This window comes from Ignavibacteriota bacterium (assembly GCA_019637995.1).
Taxonomy (GTDB): domain Bacteria; phylum Bacteroidota; class Ignavibacteria; order Kapaibacteriales; family UBA2268; genus JANJTB01.
This window is the reverse complement of the sequence record JAHBUQ010000001.1, coordinates 670,728-690,393: the sequence shown is the minus strand read 5'-3', so window position 1 is coordinate 690,393 and position 19,666 is coordinate 670,728. Positions and strand designations below refer to the sequence as shown.

Annotated in this window: 18 protein-coding genes; 12 read left to right on the top strand and 6 right to left on the bottom strand. The window is 34.2% G+C overall.

All coding sequences use genetic code 11. The features are described from left to right. Positions 1-2: 2 nt before the first annotated feature. The 3 genes from KF896_02725 to KF896_02715 all read left to right on the top strand — a co-directional run bounded on the left by KF896_02725 (position 3) and on the right by KF896_02715 (position 2,705). Positions 3-1,052 (top strand): PorV/PorQ family protein, encoded by a 1,050-nt coding sequence (locus KF896_02725; protein ID MBX3042606.1) that lies wholly within the window; start codon positions 3-5, stop codon positions 1,050-1,052. 157 nt (positions 1,053-1,209) lie between these two features. Further along, a complete protein-coding gene (locus KF896_02720) occupies positions 1,210-1,620 on the top strand; it encodes a hypothetical protein (GenBank protein MBX3042605.1) in 411 nt (136 codons plus the stop codon). Between the two features lie 119 nt (positions 1,621-1,739). Continuing rightward, positions 1,740-2,705, top strand: a complete 966-nt coding sequence (locus KF896_02715) for an NAD(P)-dependent alcohol dehydrogenase (protein ID MBX3042604.1) — start codon at positions 1,740-1,742, stop codon at positions 2,703-2,705. 173 nt (positions 2,706-2,878) lie between these two features. Here the strand turns inward: KF896_02715 and thrS are convergent, their stop codons facing one another. Further along, positions 2,879-4,813, bottom strand: coding sequence for a threonine--tRNA ligase (thrS, locus tag KF896_02710; GenBank protein ID MBX3042603.1), 1,935 nt, complete (start codon positions 4,811-4,813; stop codon positions 2,879-2,881). 209 nt (positions 4,814-5,022) lie between these two features. On the opposite strand from thrS, the gene KF896_02705 reads away from it, so the two are divergent. The 6 genes from KF896_02705 to KF896_02680 all read left to right on the top strand — a co-directional run bounded on the left by KF896_02705 (position 5,023) and on the right by KF896_02680 (position 10,971). After that, the gene (locus KF896_02705; GenBank protein MBX3042602.1) at positions 5,023-6,243 is read left to right on the top strand and encodes a tetratricopeptide repeat protein; all 1,221 of its coding nucleotides are present in this window, start codon (positions 5,023-5,025) and stop codon (positions 6,241-6,243) included. Between the two features lie 166 nt (positions 6,244-6,409). Further along, the gene (locus KF896_02700; protein ID MBX3042601.1) at positions 6,410-8,146 is read left to right on the top strand and encodes a lysophospholipid acyltransferase family protein; all 1,737 of its coding nucleotides are present in this window, start codon (positions 6,410-6,412) and stop codon (positions 8,144-8,146) included. A 109-nt stretch (positions 8,147-8,255) separates the two neighbouring features. Next, positions 8,256-8,693: a tRNA adenosine(34) deaminase TadA gene (tadA, locus tag KF896_02695; protein MBX3042600.1), complete on the top strand. Its 438-nt coding sequence runs from the start codon at positions 8,256-8,258 to the stop codon at positions 8,691-8,693. A 1-nt stretch (position 8,694) separates the two neighbouring features. Continuing rightward, positions 8,695-9,387: a 16S rRNA (cytidine(1402)-2'-O)-methyltransferase gene (gene rsmI, locus KF896_02690; GenBank protein ID MBX3042599.1), complete on the top strand. Its 693-nt coding sequence runs from the start codon at positions 8,695-8,697 to the stop codon at positions 9,385-9,387. 12 nt (positions 9,388-9,399) lie between these two features. Then, positions 9,400-9,996 (top strand): dTMP kinase, encoded by a 597-nt coding sequence (tmk, locus tag KF896_02685; protein MBX3042598.1) that lies wholly within the window; start codon positions 9,400-9,402, stop codon positions 9,994-9,996. Between the two features lie 75 nt (positions 9,997-10,071). Then, entirely contained in the window at positions 10,072-10,971 is a 900-nt protein-coding gene (locus tag KF896_02680; GenBank protein ID MBX3042597.1) for a proline dehydrogenase family protein, read from the top strand. 145 nt (positions 10,972-11,116) lie between these two features. Here the strand turns inward: KF896_02680 and KF896_02675 are convergent, their stop codons facing one another. Both KF896_02675 and KF896_02670 read right to left on the bottom strand, forming a co-directional pair. Next, positions 11,117-11,872 carry an ATP-binding cassette domain-containing protein gene (locus KF896_02675; GenBank protein ID MBX3042596.1) on the bottom strand — a complete coding sequence of 252 codons (756 nt, stop codon included), beginning with the start codon at positions 11,870-11,872 and terminating at the stop codon, positions 11,117-11,119. Beyond that, positions 11,869-13,014 (bottom strand): ABC transporter permease, encoded by a 1,146-nt coding sequence (locus tag KF896_02670; protein MBX3042595.1) that lies wholly within the window; start codon positions 13,012-13,014, stop codon positions 11,869-11,871. Before KF896_02670 ends, KF896_02675 begins: the two co-directional genes overlap by 4 nt. A gap of 128 nt (positions 13,015-13,142) precedes the next feature. Here KF896_02670 and KF896_02665 point away from each other — a divergent pair, with 128 nt between their 5' ends. From KF896_02665 to KF896_02655, 3 genes are all read left to right on the top strand, one after another. Beyond that, a complete protein-coding gene (locus tag KF896_02665) occupies positions 13,143-14,612 on the top strand; it encodes a glycogen synthase (protein ID MBX3042594.1) in 1,470 nt (489 codons plus the stop codon). 3 nt (positions 14,613-14,615) lie between these two features. Then, the gene (locus KF896_02660) at positions 14,616-15,104 is read left to right on the top strand and encodes an NUDIX domain-containing protein (GenBank protein ID MBX3042593.1); all 489 of its coding nucleotides are present in this window, start codon (positions 14,616-14,618) and stop codon (positions 15,102-15,104) included. A 201-nt stretch (positions 15,105-15,305) separates the two neighbouring features. Continuing rightward, the gene (locus KF896_02655) at positions 15,306-15,473 is read left to right on the top strand and encodes a hypothetical protein (protein ID MBX3042592.1); all 168 of its coding nucleotides are present in this window, start codon (positions 15,306-15,308) and stop codon (positions 15,471-15,473) included. Positions 15,474-15,711: 238 nt separating this feature from the next. On the opposite strand, the gene alr is transcribed toward KF896_02655, so the two are convergent. From alr to KF896_02640, 3 genes are all read right to left on the bottom strand, one after another. Beyond that, on the bottom strand, positions 15,712-16,860 hold the full coding sequence (alr, locus tag KF896_02650) for an alanine racemase (GenBank protein MBX3042591.1): 1,149 nt from the start codon (positions 16,858-16,860) through the stop codon (positions 15,712-15,714). Continuing rightward, positions 16,853-17,995 carry an amidohydrolase gene (locus KF896_02645; protein ID MBX3042590.1) on the bottom strand — a complete coding sequence of 381 codons (1,143 nt, stop codon included), beginning with the start codon at positions 17,993-17,995 and terminating at the stop codon, positions 16,853-16,855. Before KF896_02645 ends, alr begins: the two co-directional genes overlap by 8 nt. A gap of 576 nt (positions 17,996-18,571) precedes the next feature. Then, the gene (locus tag KF896_02640; protein ID MBX3042589.1) at positions 18,572-19,561 is read right to left on the bottom strand and encodes a hypothetical protein; all 990 of its coding nucleotides are present in this window, start codon (positions 19,559-19,561) and stop codon (positions 18,572-18,574) included. Positions 19,562-19,666 lie beyond the last annotated feature (105 nt).

The window sequence follows — 19,666 nt, the reverse complement described above, 5'->3', positions numbered from 1 at the left end:
CTTTGAAAAATCTATACAAAACAGTATTATACTGTGCATTGTCAATTACATTATTGGCGAATATTAGCACAACTCTATTATATGCGCAAATGTCCGACGGTGGATTTTCAGAAGTATGGCTATCGAGAAATATCGGAGCCCGTCCAATCGCTATGGGCGGAGTTTATTCAGCTATAGTAAATGAGCCATCAGGAATATTTTATAACCCAGCAGGTACAGCATTTATGCCAAATGCACCTACTTTCAATACATCAGTCAGTTCAATTGGATTAGGCAGAACTCACGCCAGCCTTGCATGGGCTCAGGAAATTCTACCTCATTTCGGAGTTGGTGCAGGGGTAAATAATCTATATTCCGGCTCTTTCACTGGTCGTAATGTGCAAGGAACACCCACAAGAGATTTAAATAATAACCACATTTCGGCAATGGTGAGCGGTGCATACAGATTAGAATACTTCAGTATGGGTGCTTCAGTTAAGTATATCAACAACTCGCTTAATGGTGCAAACATATCGGCAAACGGTTTTGCTATGGACCTTGGAGTAAAATTGAATGTACTTGATTTATTCAGTTTCGGTCTTGCTATGAATAATTTGTTCGGCTCGATGAACTGGAACACAGCTTCATCGCCAACAGAAGAGATTCCTTTTACAATTCGCACAGGCGTAGCGGCTGAATTTGGACTTAATGAAGAAACAATAATGTCAAGAACATCAATCACAGGAGAAGAAGAATTAGTAACACTACCCCCTACCAGATATATTCTTCTTGGTCTTGATGCGGTAATGAATCAGTTTGATGCAACTCCATCATTTATTATTGGTGCTGAAATAGTTCCTCATGAATTTATAGCTATTAGAGGTGGAATAGCTGTTTATGGGAGTGACATGGGTGATGCAAAATTCTTGCCTATGAATTACTGGGGCGGAGGATTATCTTTCAGACCTCCTCTTGATATGGACTTCAATATTCATATTGACTACTCAATTTCAAACGAATTTATGACAAATGACAGAATAGCTCATCATGTATCGCTGATATTTGAGTTGTAGGTTTAGGAGAGTTCAATTTTTATTTTGGAATTACTTATTATCATTTTTCCCTAAAAATAATATGCAACAATCCTATTATGCTATCGTAATAATAATTAATAGATGGTTTATTGTATAATAATTTGCAATTTTATATTATTATTATGGAGTATTTACATTGAAAATATACGGATATATACCAAGTTGTATTGTAATATTGTTTTTATTTACAAGCATATCAAATTCTCAAAAAGTTGATTTCCTTGATTCTGATACAATTCTGGAAAAATTTCCCGATGTAATACTCGCACAAAAGCAGATTCAATGTTTGGTTGAGGGATGGAAACAAGAACTTGATTCAATAAAACAAAAAGCAGATAGTCTCGAATCACAACTTAAAAAAAATCATTTGATTTGGAATGATACTGAAGTTCAGAGCATAAAGAAAGAAATTGAAACTCTCAGGGAAACTCGCGAAGAATATGCAAGAACAATATTCGAGCCGAATGGAAAATATGACGAAGCTGTGAAAACAATTTTTCTGCCAATTTCAGATAAAATTAAGGTTTCAGAAAGGCATACAGATTAAATCTTTCAGAATCGAACCTAAAGATTGTGATGATATTATAAATTTATTACGAAATATTTCAAATTCAGACCTACTGATTCAACTTATTTATAAATCTAAATATCAATAAAATAAATATTATGAAAGCAATTGTCTATAAGAAATATGGTCCGCCCGAAGTAGCAGAATTGATGGAAGTCAGTAAGCCAGTACCAAAGGACAACGAAATTTTAGTTAAAGTATATTCATCTACTGTAAACCGTACAGACGCCGGCTTTCGAAGTGCAGAGTATTTTGTTTCAAGATTTTGGAGCGGATTATTCAGACCGAAATACCAAATATTAGGTTGTGATTTCTCCGGAGTTATTGAAGATATTGGAAAGGATGTTACTAAATTTAAAATTGGTGATTCAGTCTTTGGTTTTAACGATGTTACTTTTGGTGGTCACGCTGAATTTTTAACAATATCAGAAAACGATGCAGTGGTTCATATACCTGAAAATTTTGATTTTGATGAAGCAGCAGCTATCTCAGAAGGTGGTCATTATGCCCTTGTGGACATAAGAGCAGCAAAGGTCAAACCTAATGACAATGTTTTGGTATATGGCGCCACAGGTGCTATTGGCTCTGCTGCGGTTCAGCTTTTAAAACATTATGGTGCCGTAGTTTCTGCAGTATGTAATACCAAAAATATAGAACTTGTAAAATCTCTTGGTGCAGATTTTGTGATTGATTATCAAACTGAAGATTTTACAAAGACTGACAAGAAATTTGATTTTATATTCGATGCAGTAGGCAAAAGTTCGTACAAACAGTGTAAACCACTTTTAAGTGATAGCGGGATTTACATTTCTACAGAACTTGGTAAAAATGGGGTAAACATACTATTAGCTATAACTTCAAAATTTTCAAAAGGGAAAAAACTACTTTTTCCGATACCAACTATTAATAAGGAAGACTTGCAATTCTTAAAAGGTTTAGTGGAAAAAGGAAAATTTAAACCTGTCATAGATAGAAAATACAGATTAGAGGAAATCAGGACGGCTTATGAATATGTTGAAACCGGCCAAAAGACGGGAAACGTGATATTAAAAATTGTTGGATGACTTGAAACTAACATAATCATTCTAATTGGCTTAATTTGTGAGATGAATAGTTCAATCTTAATACCTCAATCATAATTCTCGGAAATCCGATATTCAGATTAAATCTAAACAATTCGTGAAAATGAGTCAACCCCGATTTATCTCGAAATTGACTCATAATCATCAAAAATTACTTACTCAATTATACTTTTCGTAGGCTGATTCAGCTCTGCGAAAATCGCAAGAACTTCATGAATTGATTTTGAACCTAAATCACCTTTTCCATGCTGACGTAATGAAACAGTATTACTATCAACTTCCTTTTGACCGGCAATGATAGCAAAAGGTACTTTCATTTGTTCGGATTCTGCAATTTTACGGTTAACTTTTTCACTACGGGTATCAATTTCTACACGATATCCCATTTCTTTTAATTTTTTATAAAGATTTTCGCAATATTCGTTCTGATTTTCACCAATCGGTAAAATCGAAATTTGTACAGGAGCAATCCAGAATGGGAAATTTCCAGCATAATGCTCAATCAAAATTGAAATAAATCTTTCCATAGAACCAAATGGGGCGCGGTGAATAATTACAGGGCGATGTTTTTGATTATCATTACCCATATATTCAAGCCCAAAACGTTCGGGCATTACATAATCCACCTGTACTGTTCCTAACTGCCATTTCCTTCCAATAGCATCTCGAACAATAAAGTCAATTTTTGGTCCGTAGAAGGATGCTTCTCCTAACCCGATGAAGTAATCAAGTCCCATTGAATCAGCTACTTCCTTGATTTCTCTCTCAGCTTGTTCCCAATATGCGGGGTCTCCGGCAAACTTATTACTCTCGTCATCCCTGAATGAAAGTCTTGTTGTAACCTGCATACCAAATGTATTGAACACAAGCTGTGTAAGCTCAACAGCATTAATTAGCTCGCTTTTTAACTGTTCGTGAGTACAATAAATATGAGCGTCATCTTGGGTAAATCCTCTTACGCGTGACAAGCCGCTTAGTTCACCTGACTGCTCATAGCGGTAAACTGTACCAAATTCAGCAAGTCTAAGGGGTAAATCTCTGTAACTACGTGGCTTTGAAGCATAGATCTGATGATGATGCGGGCAGTTCATTGGCTTAAGCATATATTCTTCTTCTTCTACCTTAATAGGTGAGAACTGGGAGTCAGAATAATAGGGATAGTGACCTGATGTTTTATATAAATTCAAATTTCCAATATGAGGAGTTATTACCTCTTGATAACCTCGTTTGATCAGCTCTTTCTTGAGAAAATCTTCGAGGATTCGGCGAATAATTGTACCCTTCGGCAACCAAACCGGAAGCCCACCGCCAATAGTTGGAGTAATCATATATAATTCCAACTCTTTACCAAGCTTTCTGTGATCGCGTCTTTCAGCTTCTTCACGCAAAACCATGTACTCATCAAGAAGTTTTTGCTTTGGAAATGTTATGCCGTAAATACGAGTCATCATTTTGTTATCAGAATTTCCTCTCCAATATGCTCCTGCAACCGAAAGTAATTTTACAGCTTTGATTAAGCCGGTATTCGGTATATGACCACCTCGACATAAGTCAGTAAAACTGCCGTGCTTACAGAAAGTAATCTGCTCGCCTTTAAGACCTTCGATGAGTTCAATCTTATATTCATTTCCAATTTCTGTATAATATTGCATTGCGTCTTCCCAAGTAGATTCAGACATATTGTATGTTGAATTCATTTTGGCAAGTTCTTTCATTTTCTTTTCTATTTCAGGTAAATCTTCAGTTGTGATTTTTGTTCCTTCGGGAAGGTCAACATCGTAATAAAATCCATTTTCAATTGAAGGACCTATACCAAACTTTGTGCCCGGATAAAGTTGCTGCAATGCTTCTGCCATTAAGTGGGCAGATGAGTGCCAGAACATTTGCTTGCCGTCATCATCATTAAACGTTGCGATTTTCACATCGGCATTCTCCCTGATAGGATGATTAATCTCAAAATAATCACCGTTTACAACTGCTCCTAAAGCATTTCTTGCTAATCCTTCTGATATTGTACTTGCTACTTCGAATGGAGTTACACCACTATTGAATTCTCTGACCGAACCATCTGGAAATTTAATCTGTATCATAATTTTAATATTAAATAATTATAGAATTTTAGACATATTTAATTTTATAAAGAAGTAATTTTTGCAGTAAAATTGTAAAAATCATTGATAATCTTTTAATATTTGTGCTATGATCATTGTTTTTTGCAAATAATTTAATAATTGAAATGTATTTGCGTCTAAATCAATAATTTCCAAAACTTCTAATTTTTACATAGGAGAAATTCCTCATGAGATTTCTATTACTAATTTTCATGCTCTATATTATACCAATTTTTACGGTATTTTCTCAGACTGAAAAAGAAATTATTGAAAACATAGATTTGATTATTCAGGATGGTGATTTTGATAAAGCTAATAAAGCAATTGACGACGGCTTAAAATTACTTCCTGAATCATCTGAACTTCTAAGATATAAAGCCGGATATTATCTTTCGATACAGGACTCCGAAACTGCTTTAACTTATTACAAAAAAGCTCTTGAAAAAGATATTAATAATTTAAATGTTTACAAAGAACTTGGTGATTTACATTTTTATCTGGGTAACTATGACGAATCAATCAAATATTTGGACTATGCCATAGCCGTTAATGACAAAAACTCCAATTATTATTACAGCAGAGCAATGAGTCATGGCAGCAAAGGTAATTTTAAAAAATCAGTTGAAGACTTTGATAAATGTTTGGAAATTACGCCGGAATTCTCAGCAGCTTATAACAACAGAGGTCTTGTCAAAGCAAATTCAGGCGATAATATTGGTGCAGCTGCCGATTATAAGCTTGCTTTGAAATATGACGAAGGAAACCTTTCTGCTTATCAAAATCTTGGAAATGCTTATGCAGCTATGGGCAAGCCTGAAGATGCGATTACTCAATACAACAAATGTATCGAAATTGACCCTGCTTATTATTTAGCATATTACAACCGTGCAAATATTAAAGATGATTTGGGTGACAAACTTGGAGCACTCGAAGATTATGATTTTGCTATTTTAGTTAACCCTGATTTCCCTCAGGCATATTATAATCGTGGGATTTTAAATTATTCAAGCGGTAGATTTCAGGAAGCTTTGGACGATTTTAGTACACTTGTAAATGTTGCCTCAGATTTTCCTGCAGCATACTATCACAGAGCTTTAGTAAAACACGAACTTGACGATAAAGATGGTGCTATTGCAGACTGCACTCGCGAAATCGGTCTTAATAACAAAAATCATCAAGCGTATTATTTGCGTGGATATTTGACATCAGAATTAGGAGATAATGAAGGCTCTATTCGAGATTTCAATAAAGTAATTGAATTAGACCCTAATTCACCTCAGCCATATATTAACCGTGGAATTGCTTATGCTGAAACCGGCAATAATCAAAGTGCTTGTGATGATTTCAACAAAGCTCTTGGTTTAGGGCTTCAAGAAGCTCAGGAACTTATTGAAAAAGTTTGCAAGTGATAACAAATTGGATCATTATAGTATTATTGCATTGTCAACCCATGCAAGTAGTATGAAAAAATTATATTTTTGATTCTTTTTTGCAATTTATGATTATATTGATATATTTGTAAGTCTTCTTCATGTTTAAAATTAAATAGATTTAAATTCATTAAACTTTTATCAAATGCAAAAAGTAGATATACGAAAAATTCTTCATGCTAAAATACCGGGTTTGTTTCACAAATATCCTGATTTTATTGGCAATCTAATTGTTAATTTTATGAAATGGTTTGTAAAAGTTGACGAAGTAAATCGCTTTTTGGAAATTGCGGGTGAAAAAAGGGGCTTGGATTTTATCGAATCCACTTTTAATGAGTTAAATTTTAAGTATATAATGTCTCAGTCAGATAAGGAAAAAATACCTTCTGAAGGACGGCTTATAATTGTATCTAATCATCCGCTTGGCGGGCTTGATGGTCTTGCTATGCTAAAAGCAATAAGCGAGGTTAGAAAAGATGTTAGAGTCGTGGCAAATGACATATTGCAAAATTTGGAAAGTTTGTCCGAACTATTTATTCCGCTTGATGTTTATTCAATGACTAAACAAAAATCCCAGATATTAAATATTGAAGCAGCACTTAAAGATGAGCAAGCGATAATAATTTTTCCTGCCGGAAAAGTTTCAAGGTTACGTGCTTCCGGAATTCGTGATTTAAAGTGGCAGAATGGAGCTATTCGTTTTAGCGGTAAAACTGAAGCTCCGGTACTTCCAATATTCATAGAAGGCAGAAATTCACTGACATTCTATTTAAGCTCTTTGATAAATATTAATATTGGTATGTTGATGTTACCAAGAGAACTCTTTAGAAAAAGAAATGGAAGTATTAAGATTAAAATCGGAGATTTGATTCCTGCTACAACTTTCAAAAACAGTCAACTGAAGATTAGCGTTCAAACTAAGCTGCTTTACAAGCATATTTATAAAGTAAGAGATAATGAGCCCGGACTTTTCAAAACCGAGCAAACAATTATTCATCCTGTTGAAAAAAAAAACCTTGTTGAAGATTTAGGTAATTCAAGGTTACTTAGCAATACTAATGATGATATGAAGATTTATGTAGTCGAGCATGACGTAGCACCAAACATCATTAAGGAAATATCGAGGCTTAGGGAATTAACATTTCGCAAAGTTGGAGAAGGAAGCGGAAAAACATTTGACATGGATATACATGATTTATACTATAAGCATATTGTATTGTGGGATGATAATAACAACGAAATTGTTGGTGCTTACAGGCTTGGTGATACCCACGATATTTTAGATAAATATGGTCCGAAAGGACTTTATAATTCTTCTCTTTTTGAACTTTCTAACGTCTATTTAGATATGGTTGATTCATCACTTGAGGTTGGCAGGAGTTTTATTCAACAAAAATATTGGCGAAGTAATGCATTGGACTATATCTGGCAGGGAATTGGGGCTTATTTATCGAATTATCCTGATATCAAGTATTTATGGGGTAATGTTTCACTTAGTGATTCATATCCTGAAATTGCTAAAGCATTGATTGTGAAATATTATTCAAAATGGTATCCGGGTGATTCTACACTTGCTAAACCGCTGATGGTTAATAAATTCAGTAACAAGGTGCTGGCTGATGTTGACAAAATTATTTATGCTGATGATCTAAATAAAGACTTTATAAATTTAAAAATTGCTTTAAAAAGTCTGGGACTTAGTATACCGGTCTTATTCAGACGCTACAGTGAGCTCACTACCCAAGGTGGAACGCAATTTATTTCATGGGGAGTTGACCATAATTTAAATAATTGTATTGGAGCTTTGATTTTGGTTGACTTATCAATGATAAAAGATGAAATGAAGGAAAGATATTACTCGCAAAAAAGTTTTTTAGTTTGATTAATGAATCCATTTCTAGTATGTTTCTGAAATATATTATAGTATTCTTAACTAAATTGACCTGAAAAAATTGATACTTAATTATCCTAAATACAGTCATAATTATTATATGGACATAGCTCTGGGGCTTGCCGAGAAATCCTTAAAGAATGGAGATGTTCCTATCGGTGCAGTTATAGTGCGGGGTTATGATATAATCGGTAAAGGTTATAATAAAGTCGAAAAAAATGCAAATGCTACTAAACACGCAGAAATTATTGCAATCAACGAGGCAATTAAAACTACAGGTTATAAGCATTTGATTGATTGCACACTATATGTAACTTTGGAGCCTTGCCCAATGTGTGCAGGAGCAATCGTGCTATCTAGATTAAAAACAGTTATATTTGGAGCTTATGACCCTAAAGCAGGAGCAGGCGGAAGCATTCTTAATCTGCTAAATAATGCACAATTAAATCACAGATGCGAAGTTTACGGAGGATTTCTCGAAGAAAGATGCAGCTCAATGATTACTCACTTTTTTAAAGATTTACGGAGAAATAAATAATATGGATTATGCTTTAAAACCGGCTTTATATCTTGTTTCAACTCCAATTGGTAATCTTGAGGATATTACATTAAGAGCTTTACGCATTTTGCGTAATGCAGATATTATAGCTTGTGAGGATACCCGCCATTCTGGCATTCTACTCAAGAAACTGGAAATTGAACACAAAAAATTAATCAGCTATCATGAGCATAATGAATCAGAACAAAGCAAAAAATTAGTGGAATTAATAAAATCCGGCTCATCAATTGCATTGATTTCGGATGCCGGAACTCCTCTTATTTCAGATCCGGGCTTCAGAATAGTTGCTTTAGCTGCTGATGAAGGAATTATGATTGTTCCCGTTCCGGGTGCAACTTCATTTGTTGCAGCATTATCGGCTTCAGGTATGAGTGTTCACAGATTTACTTTTGCAGGATTTGCTCCACAGAAAAAAGGACGACAAACTTTTTTAAAAAAAATAAGTGAAATTGACAATACTGTTATACTTTTTGAATCAACTCACCGAATTGAGAAACTCCTCATTGAACTTTTTGAAATTGCAGGCGGAGAAAGAAAGCTATGTATAGCACGAGAAATTACTAAGATTCATGAAGAATTTCTGCGTGGAACAATTGCGGAGTTGATAGAAATCGTTAGGAATAAAAATGGATTGAAGGGTGAAATCGTCGTTATAATTGATGGAAAGAACTAAATTGGATTTATTATGCTTATTACATTTGAAGGTATAGATGGTTGCGGTAAGACTACTCAGTTAAAGCTGGTGGCTGAGATGCTTGAAAGCCGTGGATTCAAAGTCCACAGTCTGCGAGAGCCGGGTGGCACAGATGTTTCTGAGGCTATACGTGAAATATTGCTTTCTTCAAAAAGTAAGTTAAACGATATTACTGAATTGCTTTTATTTGAATCAGCAAGGTCGAATCTTGTTGAAAGCATAATTAAACCTGCTCTTGCTAAAGGTGATTACGTGCTATGTGATAGATTTTTTGACTCTACAACCGCATATCAGGGCTATGGCAGACAAATAGACTTGAATGTAATTCAAAATTGCAATGAAATTGCAACAGGTGGTTTGAAACCAAATCTTACATTTTATTTGAGATTATCACTTCAGGAATCGAAAAAGCGTGCAGGAAGCCGTGAGAAAGACAGAATCGAAAAAGCAGGTGATAATTTTTTCCTTAGAGTCATTAAAGGTTTTGACGAGATTGCTGCAAATGAACCGGAAAGAGTGAAAATTATTGATGCCTCAGGTGGAATAGATGAAACTAAAATTGAGATTTTTAAGCATATTTCAATTTAAAATTCGTTTATTTGATTACTTTTAGTTAATTTTGCATTTTATAAAATCAGCAAATTTATTACGGATATTAAAAATATGTTAAATCAAATAGTTTTAAAGACACTACCGATAGTACCGAAGTCAATTGTATTTTTGTTTGCTAAAAAATATATTGCAGGTCTTAAGCTTGAAAATGCAATTAATGAAACAAAAAAACTTATGGAAATTGGTGGTTCGAGTACTATTGATGTACTTGGAGAATTTGTTACTACTCGTGAGCGGGCTGTCCATGAAACTGATATGTGTATGGAAGTTCTTGATGCTATTTCCGAACATAAGTTAAGTACTTATTCCTCCATTAAACCAACTTCTCTTGGTTTAGGAATTGATTTTGATTTCGGTTATGAAAATATCAGTAAACTTGTCGCTAAAGCAAAGTCCCTCGGAATTTTTGTTCGGCTTGATATGGAAAATTCTCCATATACGACGATGACACTCGATCTTTATAAAAAATTACGTGATGCCGGTTTTGATAATGTAGGAATAGTCATTCAGTCTTATATGCGTCGCAGTATGGATGACGTCAGAGCACTTATTGACTACAAACCGAATATACGACTATGTAAAGGCATTTATGTAGAAAGCGAAAAAATTGCTTATAAAGGGTACGAAGAAGTACGTCAAAACTTCAGAGATTTACTTGATTTAATGCTCGATAACGGGCTTTATGTGGGTATTGCTACTCATGACGAGCCGCTTATTGAGTATGGACTTGAAGCAGTAAAAAAACGTAATCTTAAAAAAGAAGATTACGAATTTCAGATGTTACTTGGCGTTAGGGAGAAAAGACGTGATGAGATACTTCAGATGGGTCATAACCTCAGAGTCTATGTCCCTTTCGGTGAAGACTGGTATGGATATTCCACTCGCAGATTAAAAGAAAATCCTGCTATGGTAGGTCATATTGTCAAATCAATTCTCGGATTGGAAAAGTAATGCATAAGATATAGTCTTTACGATTATTCTTATTAAGAGCCCACACAAGAATATGATCTGACTTTACCTCGGGTTTTTAAACAAATATCGCCCATTTTGATAGGCGATATTTGTTTTGATAATTTTTTCTAATAATTAAAGAAGTTTACTTGGACAAACGATTAAAAAAATTATATACCATTTCGTTATCATTCATACTAACCAGTTGCTCCAGAGTACCTTCAGCAAGTATGCCTTTTACCGACTTGTCAAGCATAATAATTCTTTGAGAAATTGACAAAACGCTTGCAAGGTCGTGTGTTACAATTATCATTGTTGTTTTAAATATTCGGTTAATTTCGATTATTAATTTATCTAATGATGCAGATGTCAGTGGATCTAAACCAGATGAAGGTTCATCAAAGAATAGTATGTAAGGGTCCAAAGCCATTGCTCTTGCCAGTGCAGCACGCTTTTTCATCCCTCCACTGATTTCAGCAGGATAATAATCCCTAAATCCGCTTAAACCAACAGATGACAGCTTTATATCCACAACATCATCCATTTCATCATCATTTAATTCAGTATATTCATCCAAAACAAGTTTAATGTTCTCGGCAAGTGTCATTGAAGCGAATAATCCACTTGATTGAAACATCACACCAAATTTTTTAAGTATTTCTTTTCTTTCATTTTTTGTTGATTCAATAAAATTCTTTCCATCAATAAAAATTTCGCCGTCTGTTGGTGTTTCAAGACCTATCATCTGCCTGAGAAGTGTACTTTTTCCACAACCGCTTCCTCCGACTATGACAAAAATCTCACCTTTTTCTATATTAAATGAAACATTTTTTAGAACCTCAAGCTCTCCATACTGAACGGTCAGATTTCTGACTTCAATAATTGCTTTATTATCTGTCATACTCCAAGCGCCTGAAAAATAAATGTAAATAATGCATCAGCCAAAATAATCAGAAATACACCTGCTACAACCGAAGATGTTGTGTACCGCCCTACAGCATCAGCTCCACCCTGCACATTCAACCCCTTATAGCAGCCGAGTGCTGAAATCAGAAATCCAAAAACTATACTCTTAATTAGTCCTGATCCGATATCCCAAAGCGAGAGAGCCATTTGCATCCTGCCAATGTAACCTGAAAAAGTTATATCCAGAGTCGAAGTAGCGGCGATCAGACCACCTAATATACCGACAATATTACATATAATGACTAAAAAAGGCATCGCAAGTGTTACTGACATAACTCTTGGCAATACAAGAAATTCAAATTTGTCAAAGCCCATTGTGGTTAAGGCATCAATTTCTTCAGAAACTTTCATGGTGCCGAGTTCTGCAGCAAATGCCGAACCCGAACGACCGGCTACAAGAATGGCAACCATTAGAGGGGATAGCTCACGAGTTAGTGAGATTCCTACTAAGTCAGCTATAAACATATCAGCACCAAATTGTTTGAGCTGCAAAGCACCCTGATAGCCGGTAATCATACCAAGAAGGAAAACTATCACAAGGGTTATTGGAAGTGCCATTACACCGGATTGTGTGAAGTGTAGAGGCATATCCTCCCAACGCAACCTGCTTGGCTTGAATATTAATGTCAGAAATCTTATAAAAAGTTCACCGAAGAATGAAATAAAGTTGTAAGTATCCTTTACTATCTTGATGACAATATAGCCAATTTCCTCAAAATGACGGTAAAGATAAGACTTTTTGGGTTTTGGTTCTAAAATTTCAGCAGGAGGAGATTTCAAAAGTATAACTACTGAGTTTATATCAGGATTCGAATTTATAATCTCAAATCTGATATTCTGTTCGATACAATATTTTTCTACAGACTGAGAAAATATAATCAAATATGTGTCGAAATTATCTTGAAGAGAAAAATCAATTTCAATTTTTGAAATATCTTTTATTTTTCCTATTTCACTCAATACACTACGAAAATATTCGGAATTTGAGTAAATAAGAGGCATTAAAACATTCAAATGAAGGACTCCATCCTCAATTTGAAGCTTATAGTAATCTGTATCCGGCTTTGATTTTTTCACTTATTTGAAAACATTTTTAAAATAATACACTTTTAAAGATACAAAATAACAAATTTTAATTTCATATTAGCAACTATATGTTTATCTTTATATTTTTAGTATTGACATTTTTAAAAAAAAATATTTGAATGAACATATTATTAGCATCTTCTGAAGTTGACCCTTATGCTAAAGCGGGCGGTTTAGCTGACATTGCGGCATCGCTTCCGCTTGAATGGTCAAAATATGGACAGACACCAATAGTTGTTATGCCCAAGTATGGTTTTATTGACACTTACAAGTATGGAATTGAGCCGACAAATCTCACTTTGATAGTCCCAATGGGATACTGGACTGAATATGCCAGACTTTGGCATGGATTTATGCCGAACAGCAATGTACCGATTTATATGATTGAGCATAATCATTACTTCGATAGAAATGGTATCTATGGCGACCCAAACGAGTACGGCGATAATGACAGACGCTTCATTTTTTTTAGCCGAGCAATATTCGAAACAGCCAAAGCACTTAATTTTAAACCTGACATTATTCATGCCCACGATTTTCATACAGCTTTTGCTATGGCATTTTTAAAATCATATTATTTACATGACCCGCATTTCAGTGGCACTGCCGGAGTTTATACAATTCATAATCTTGCATATCAGGGAAAATTCAATCCTGAAAATGCGATGCTCTATTCAGGATTTGGGATGCATAACTTCTTTCCGGGCTCATGGTTCGAAAAAAATGGCTCGGTCAATGCTATGAAAGCCGGTATAATGTTCGCTGATAAGATTACTACTGTCAGCCAAACTTATGCCAAAGAAATCCGTTACCCTTATTACAGTGAAGGGCTGCAGGATGAGCTGAATCAAAGAGGAGCTGATTTAATAGGTGTTCTGAATGGTGTATATTATGACGACTGGAATCCGGAAACTGACCCCAATATTTATGATAAATATTCAAAAGATAATATTGAACCTAAAAAATCTAATAAAATCAAATTTCTATATGAGCATGGCCTCACAGATGAAGACAATCTTGATTTGCCACTAATTGGAATGGTTTCAAGACTGACAGAGCAAAAAGGAATTGACTTGCTGATTGCCAAACTCGAATATTATCTTGAAAACAGTATGTTCAGAATTGCACTTCTTGGTACTGGTGAAAGACGATATACTGATTTTTTCAACTACATAAAATGGAAATTTCCGAAACTTGCGATTATAAATATTGGTTATAACAATACTCTTTCCCACAGAATGTTCGCAGCGGCTGACTTCTTCCTGATGCCATCAAGATTCGAACCCTGCGGGCTGACTCAAATGTATGCTATGAAATACGGTACAATTCCGATTGCAAGAATCACAGGTGGTCTTGCTGATACAATCAAAGAATACAGTCGGGACTCAGGAGAAGGATCAGGATTTTTGTTCTGGCAATACAATGCGGATGATTTTGCTTATTCTATACGCCGTGGGCTGTCGGTTTATAACAATTATCCACATTGGGACATTATACGACAGAACGCAATGTCTAATAATTTTTCTTCAGGTAAATCTGCACTGGAATATCTTAAAGTGTTTAAATGGGCGATTGAAAAAGTGAGGTAAACAATGATAAAGTTTGTTTCTGAGACAGTTCAGGTTCATGTAGCATCCTATTTTGAGGAAATTCAGGCTACTAAATATCTTGTGCTAAAAAGAAGTCAAAACGTAAAAGTTTACCCTGGTATATGGCAGGTTATTACGGGAACTATTGAGGGTGATGAAACAGCTCTCAGTACTGCTTTGCGTGAAACTATGGAAGAGATAGGGTGCAAACCAATCAGAATGTGGACTATTCCATACATTACCCGATTTTTCAATCCAAAAAATGATACTATTCAGGCATCCCCTGTTTTTGGAATGATTATTGACTCCCGCCAACAAATTAAACTCTCCGATGAGCACGAAAAGTACGAATGGCTGCATCTTGATATGGCAATTGAAAAACTTCTGCTACCATCTCACAGAGACGCTACTAATATTTTCAATGAATTCATTATAAATGCCAAAGATAAATCATTATTTGAGATAAATCTAACTGATAAATTGCTAATTTAATCATTTATCATTGAATATGAAACCCGAAATCCGGTGAATTTGAAAAAAACCTTCCTTAAGAGAATATCTTGGGGAAGTTTTTTTTGTTTAGTGAAAAAGCTACGTTGTAGCGGACCATAAATAGAAAATCAGTTGAATTTATAAATTCCCCTCTTTGAGGGGTGGCTGCGAGGCTGACGGGGTGGATGGATTTGTGTTATAATGTTATTGTGTTCAAAATTCCCATCTCCCGTGGGTGGATGCGAAGCAGACGGGGTGGAAATGACTTCCAAGCCAAGCATATCGAATATCTGTACTTTTTCTGCTGCAAACCCATCAACCCTGCGGTTAACCGTAGGGTTGATTTCAGGGATAGAAATTGTAATATAATCACTCGCCGGATTAGGATAAATATTAAAATATTTACCGTATGAAATCTGTGGTATGCTTTCTTCTTCTACCGAACTAATGACTTTTTTTTGTTCTCCATAAACCCATGTATTTCATTGCATATAGTTTGCCATCGTGTCCGAGTTGCCTTTCCGAAACCCGAACCCTAACCCCAAGCACCCGGTCCCTAAAATAGTTTTTGTTTTTTAACAAAAAAATTATAATAATATTTATCATTCTAAATCACAATTCGCTCAATTTTCTCAGGAAGACTTGATAATACTTCATAATTAAGCTGGTCACTAATATCACTGAATGATGTTACTTTGATTTCTAAATCACCCTGTTGTCCGATTATAACAACTTCATCACCAACACAAACATCATGAATGTTACTAACATCAGCAATAATCATATTCATATTTACCAAGCCGATTATACCACACCTTTGACCATGAATTATTACCCTGCCTTTGTTGCTGAGTGAACGATTGAAACCACCTGCATATCCAACAGGTATAACCGCTGTTACCATATCAATCTGTGCAAGATATGAAGTACCATAACCGATAAATTCGCCAACTTTTACGTGATTTAATGTCATTACATAACTTTTCCATCCTAAAATTCGCTTTAGCGGATCATTTTTTATCATTCGGTTTCTGATGTAATGAATATATGTTTCAGTAGTGGACCAGAAACCATATTGCATAATCCCGATACGTACTAAATCGAGACGTGTTTTAGGATAAACAAATGTTGCCGCCGAATTTGCGATGTGTCTGTAAGCAGGAAAAATTGATTTCGATTGGGCAAAAGAAAGTAATTTGTGATATAGTTTGATTTGGTTCTGAATACGCAAGTGGTTTGCTATACTTTCCGCACCGGCTAAATGTGTACAAAACCCTCTAATGTCGAATATTTCCGGATTGGAATTGATAATTGATATTGCTTTATTGAGTTCGGAAATATTTAGCCCTGAACGATTCATTCCTGTTTCCACTTCCAAGTGAATTTTTGCTGGTTTGTTCAAATCCAGAGCATATTTTTTGGCTAAATCCAACCTTTCAATATTGAAAATATAAAATTCAAAACCATAATCAATTGCCTGAAATACATCAGTATCGGAAATCCAACCCATAATCATAATTGAGCCGGCATCAATCATGCTATTACGTACTCTGAGAGCTTCATTAAAATCAAATACCGAAAAATGGTCAATTCCATTTTCCATAAAAAGAGGAATCATAATTTCAATTCCATGCCCGTAAGCATTGGCTTTAACAACGGATGAAATTTTTACATCTTTGCCGATTTTCTTCTTTAGAAAAGAAATATTATTTCTTACAGAATCTTTTTTAATTGTAATTATTGAGCTGTTATTCATTATCAAAATAAATTTGTTTATAAATTTGGAAAAATACATTAATTCCTGTTTCGATAATCTCATCAGGAAAGTCGTAATTCGGATTATGAAGTGGAGGATGCTGCATACCTGCACCAAGACCAAAGAATCCACCATTATACTTTTGAGTATAATATCCGAAATCTTCAGACCAACTGAATGGCTTTGATTTATGAATTATAACCAGATTCAGTTTCTTAGCTGCTTCTGATATATGTTCGACACATTTTTTATCATTGAATGTGGCGGGAAAAATTTCTGAATATTCAATCTCATATTTCAAATTATACTCATTTGCCGTTTTATCAATATAATCCTCAAGCATTGTGGTAAGCAAATTCATATCAACATCCTCGTAAGCTCTGAGTGTCATCATTAGTTCACCATAGCCCGGAGATGTACCGAAAGAAATCTCCCCCACCCTTGAATGTATTACAGTAACTATTGTAAAATCAGAAAACAATGCTACATTATTTCTAATTGCATCAGCTTCAAGAATAATTTTAGAAATTGCAATTGCTGGACTGATACCATTTTCCGGCTCTGCTGCATGTGAAGTTTTTCCAAAGAATTTAATTGTCATTCCCTTCGAAGCTGCTGCAAAACTACCTTCTTTGATAATAATCGAATTTGTTTTAAATCCGGGAACATTGTGCAATGCAAAAATAAAATCAGGTTCAATTTGCAAAAAATTTGGGTCATTTATAACGTCATAAGCTCCCTGCTCAACTTCTTCTGCCGGCTGAGTGAGAAATATAATTTTACCTTGTTTCGGTCTGTTCAGTGATATGCGTTCAGCCAAGCCGACTAATATAGCAAGATGCCCATCATGACCACACAAATGAGCAACACCGTCATTAGAAGATGAATGTGGCAAATTGCTTGCCTCCTGAATTGGCAGGGCATCCAACTCAGCTCTGAACATTATATTATACCCGCGTTTATTACTATCAAACACATAAGCTTTGCCGGTTTTACTCATATTTAATAGTAAGTCAGGAGATAATTTCAGCATATACTCTTCAATTATTTTTGAAGTTTCATTTTCCTTGTTTGATAACTCGGGATTTTGATGTAGTTTTCTACGAAGTTCTACGATTTTATTCATATAAGCCATTTTTTTATAGTTGTTATTAATTATGCAATAGATTTATCCATCATTTTGAACTGATAATTTTTAAAATAATATTATTAAAAATATACAAAATTTGTTCATAAATATAAGCGAAAGAAAATTTTGCTTTAATAATAAATTGAAATTTATTAATATTATATTATACATTATAACGAATATACTTATATAAATATTATTTATTACAACATATTATTGATAAATATTCATAAAATTTTTAACTCCTGACCCAAACTTTAGATAAACTTAACAACTCATCCAAGAAGTAAGATTTCTCGATTCAAATATTAAAATTACCGGATTTAAACAATGCTGTATTTAATAATGGCAATCGGTTTGTTAAATATGGCTGCTCATTCTTTGACAGAGTTCCTAATCGTGGGGCATTTGCTGAACGTTGGTACATACCATAGATGGAGTTGTAATTAAACAACTTCCAATTATCAGATATTAAATTGTTGCCTTAGCAACATATTCACTAATAACAAAAATAGCGTAGAGTCAAAAACTCTACGCTTTTAAAGAAATTCTTATCTAAGATAGCTGTTTAATTGATTGAATTCAGGATTTTATAACAGTTGTTGCTTTTGGCTTTCTGCCTCTTTTGACAACAGGTTTTCTTGAATTATTGTGACATTCAAAAGGGATAATTTGCTCATAATTACTTGTTCCTGATGCAACTTCTAATAAATACTCAGCAGTACCCACAACCAAATCTGTGTAAGTTTTTACTCCAAAATATTCTGTTTCCAAAACCGGAGCAGGGTCATAAAAACTTGTTAAATAAATAGTTCCATCTTTTATACCAAATTCCATTGAATTAATTGAAAGCCCTAATATTTTAGAAATTTTTGAAGATAATGATTTTATATCTTCGGTGATTTTCTGATCAATACAATTATCAACAATATCTTTGGAATATCTTAAATGAAGAGGTTTTTGCGGGTCATAATTCAATATCAAAATATTATCTCCAAAGATAAATGCTTTTATATAATTATCATATTCAATATTTTCAACAAGCGTCATACAAGCTCTACCTGTTAAATCATAAGCAGAGAAGAACTCTGACTGATTATAAACCTTATATGCATTTACAAAATTGAAACTATTAATAGACTTTAAAATTGCCGGAAATCCAATATATTCAAAAACAGAATCCCAGTCAATTGGATAATTCAAATTCACAAATGACTCAGGATGTGTATTCTCAGGAAGTTGCTTACTTGGGAGTAAAACTGTTTTTGGAGTTGAAATTCCAAGTTTGGATGCAAGTATGCTGAATATAAAACTGCTGTCATCCTGGCAAATAAATGGGTTATTAAGCACTATAGTTTCATTCAAAGCCGCTTGTTTGAGATAATTTCTGTAATATGGCACTTTAAAAGAAATTCTGTCAAACAAGACTGAGTAAGCATTTTTATCATTCAATTTTAAAGCATCAATATTAACTAATTCAGCCTTAATTCTTTTCTTGGAAGAATTAATTGCTTCAATTACATTCTGTGCAAATGTAATATCTGCTCCGGCAAGCACTCCAATTCTTTTCATAACATATTACCTTTTTGTATTTAATTTGAATTCAAATTTAATACTATAAACTAAGTATATGATGATTTTATTGTTAATTATTTAAAAATAATTTCAAAACTATAA

What these genes read in the sequence shown, in the direction of transcription:
- alr (MBX3042591.1), bottom strand. Translation starts at nt 16,860, where the DNA reads ATGAATAACAGCTCAATAATTACAATTAAAAAAGATTCTGTAAGAAAT.
- KF896_02660 (MBX3042593.1), top strand. Translation starts at nt 14,616, where the DNA reads ATGATAAAGTTTGTTTCTGAGACAGTTCAGGTTCATGTAGCATCCTAT.
- KF896_02645 (MBX3042590.1), bottom strand. Translation starts at nt 17,995, where the DNA reads ATGGCTTATATGAATAAAATCGTAGAACTTCGTAGAAAACTACATCAA.
- KF896_02675 (MBX3042596.1), bottom strand. Translation starts at nt 11,872, where the DNA reads ATGACAGATAATAAAGCAATTATTGAAGTCAGAAATCTGACCGTTCAG.
- KF896_02640 (MBX3042589.1), bottom strand. Translation starts at nt 19,561, where the DNA reads ATGAAAAGAATTGGAGTGCTTGCCGGAGCAGATATTACATTTGCACAG.
- rsmI (MBX3042599.1), top strand. Translation starts at nt 8,695, where the DNA reads ATGGATTATGCTTTAAAACCGGCTTTATATCTTGTTTCAACTCCAATT.
- thrS (MBX3042603.1), bottom strand. Translation starts at nt 4,813, where the DNA reads ATGATACAGATTAAATTTCCAGATGGTTCGGTCAGAGAATTCAATAGT.
- KF896_02655 (MBX3042592.1), top strand. Translation starts at nt 15,306, where the DNA reads ATGTTATTGTGTTCAAAATTCCCATCTCCCGTGGGTGGATGCGAAGCA.
- tmk (MBX3042598.1), top strand. Translation starts at nt 9,400, where the DNA reads ATGCTTATTACATTTGAAGGTATAGATGGTTGCGGTAAGACTACTCAG.
- KF896_02665 (MBX3042594.1), top strand. Translation starts at nt 13,143, where the DNA reads ATGAACATATTATTAGCATCTTCTGAAGTTGACCCTTATGCTAAAGCG.
- KF896_02700 (MBX3042601.1), top strand. Translation starts at nt 6,410, where the DNA reads ATGCAAAAAGTAGATATACGAAAAATTCTTCATGCTAAAATACCGGGT.
- KF896_02705 (MBX3042602.1), top strand. Translation starts at nt 5,023, where the DNA reads ATGAGATTTCTATTACTAATTTTCATGCTCTATATTATACCAATTTTT.
- KF896_02715 (MBX3042604.1), top strand. Translation starts at nt 1,740, where the DNA reads ATGAAAGCAATTGTCTATAAGAAATATGGTCCGCCCGAAGTAGCAGAA.
- tadA (MBX3042600.1), top strand. Translation starts at nt 8,256, where the DNA reads ATGGACATAGCTCTGGGGCTTGCCGAGAAATCCTTAAAGAATGGAGAT.
- KF896_02680 (MBX3042597.1), top strand. Translation starts at nt 10,072, where the DNA reads ATGTTAAATCAAATAGTTTTAAAGACACTACCGATAGTACCGAAGTCA.